Annotated in this window: 1 protein-coding gene and 1 pseudogene; one reads left to right on the forward strand and one right to left on the reverse strand. The window is 59.7% G+C overall.

The window, feature by feature from the left end:
- The coding region (locus H0V34_08130) for a hypothetical protein (GenBank protein MBA2491656.1) at positions 1 to 836 on the reverse strand (836 nt) is incomplete at its 3' end.
- A gap of 294 nt (positions 837 to 1130) precedes the next feature.
- Between H0V34_08130 and H0V34_08135 the strand changes: the two are divergent.
- Positions 1131 to 2068: pseudogene (locus H0V34_08135) on the forward strand (glutathione S-transferase family protein).

Consider the following 2068-nt stretch of genomic DNA (forward strand, 5'->3'; position numbering starts at 1 on the left):
TCGACGGTGATCACGCCCGCCCCGCCCAAGGTTTTTTCCATCAGCAAGTCGGCGCTCATCCCTAAGAAATCCGCCGGCGCGCCTGCGGTGCCCGCGCCGTCTTCCTGATACTGCGCCGCGTACGCCATAGTCAGAATATCTCCGCCCTGCCCGTAATAGGTGCTGCTGGTGTAGTAGCCGGGGTTCTTCTCTACATCCCAGAAGTTGTAGGCGACACGCGCTCCGTAGAGGAGATTGTCATCGACGTTAGAGGCATTCCGCAGGCCGTCGAAGACCCCGAATACGTATTGCAGCGGCCCCGCGGCGCCCCAAAAATTTACGCCGTGATCGCGCCCATAAACGCCGGCGCCGCCGGCACCGAAGTCGGTGCTGAAATCGGCGGGATAAAACGGCGTTCGATTGAAGTCGTAGGTGTTTGCGTAAAACGGGCCGCTCATCTCCGCGCGATCCGCGGGCACCAGCATACGTCCGGCCCAGATGTTGACCGCGGGGCTGAACTCGAACTTGGCGATTGCGTCGAGTACCGTGTACTCCTGCAGGTCGGCGTTACCGCAGAACACGCACTCGGTGTTGAATTCGAATTTGACGTATTCGTGGAATTGGCCGTTGATATAGATACGGGCGTTGTCGAGGTTGAAATCGTTCGAATAGTCGTCGCCATCCGCGCCCGCGCCGTCCTCGACCGCCGCGAAGCTGGTGCGAACGCCGCCGCCCAGACTCACCCATTGTGTATCGCTGATATCAAAGACCGCGGCCGCGTTGACTTGCGCGGCGCCGAGCAGCGCCGTTGCCGCCAGCGCTTTCAAGGTGACATTTCTAAACACATTGCCAGCCATTTCACCCCCCCTTTCCTGATAACGTTGCGAAGTGGACCGAATTGACGCGGTGCCACAAGCAATCGCCATGCCAGAGAAAAATGCAAGCTAATTCAGGCTCATAGCGCTGGTCACCTCACTGCGGCCGATCACGCATGGTGCGCGCGTAGTATTACCGGTCAGGTTTCGGGTCCATAACAGTGCATCGCAAGGCGGGACCGCAGGGGGCGCCGCGTTTCATCCTGCATGCTGCGCGACAGTCCATCGGCTCGCGCGGGTTCTCCCGGATATGATTTAATGTCGGGCCATGAGCTTATGGTCAACGGTGAACTGCGCGGTGACTGGTTCGAAGAGGAAGTCGAACAGTGCGCGTTCGTGCGCAAGGATTCGGTGTTCCGCGACTGGATCACAGCCGACGGCATCCCCGGCCCGGGCGGCGAAGGCGGCTTCAAGGCCGAGCGCGGTCGCTATCATCTTTATGTGTCGCACGCCTGTCCGTGGTCGCATCGCACGACTTTGTTCCGGAAGCTGAAGCGCCTAGATAAACTCGTGTCGATGTCGGCGGTGCATCCGCACATGGGCACCAAAGGCTGGCGTTTCGAGGAGAGTATCCAGGCGCCACTCGCGACGAGATCAACGGCGCGGATTATCTGTATGAGGTCTATCAGCTCGCGCGCGGGGATTACACCGGCATCGTGCAGGTGCCGGTGCTGTGGGACAAGGAGCGGCGCACTATCGTCAACAACGAGTCCTCCGAAATTATCCGTATGTTTAATAGCGCGTTTGCGTCGCATACCGACGAGGCGACCGATTACAATCCGCGCGAACGCCGCGCGGAAATCGATGAAGTCAACCGGCTCATCTGCGACAACGTGAATAATGGCGTTAACCGCTGTGGGTTCGCGACGATGCAACGCGCGTACGAGTCCGCCTTTGCGCGGCTGTTCGACACGCTGGACGCGCTGGAGCGGCGCCTGGTGCGCCAGCGGTATCTGGCCGGGCCTGAGATTACCGAAGCAGAGTGGCGGCTGTTCGTCACTCTGGTGCGCTTCGACGCCGTGTATTATTCCCACTTCAAGCGCAACCGCCAGCGCATCATCGATTATCCCAACCTTGGAAATTACCTGCGTGAGCTGTATCAACAGCCCGGGGTGGCGGAGACGGTGGACTTCGATCACATCAAGCGGCACTACTACACCAGCCACGAGACCATCAACCCGAACGGCATCATTCCTGAAGGTCCGGCGATTGAT

The sequence above is a fragment of the Gammaproteobacteria bacterium genome (genome assembly GCA_013696315.1).
In the GTDB taxonomy this organism is placed as follows: Bacteria; Pseudomonadota; Gammaproteobacteria; order JACCYU01; family JACCYU01; genus JACCYU01.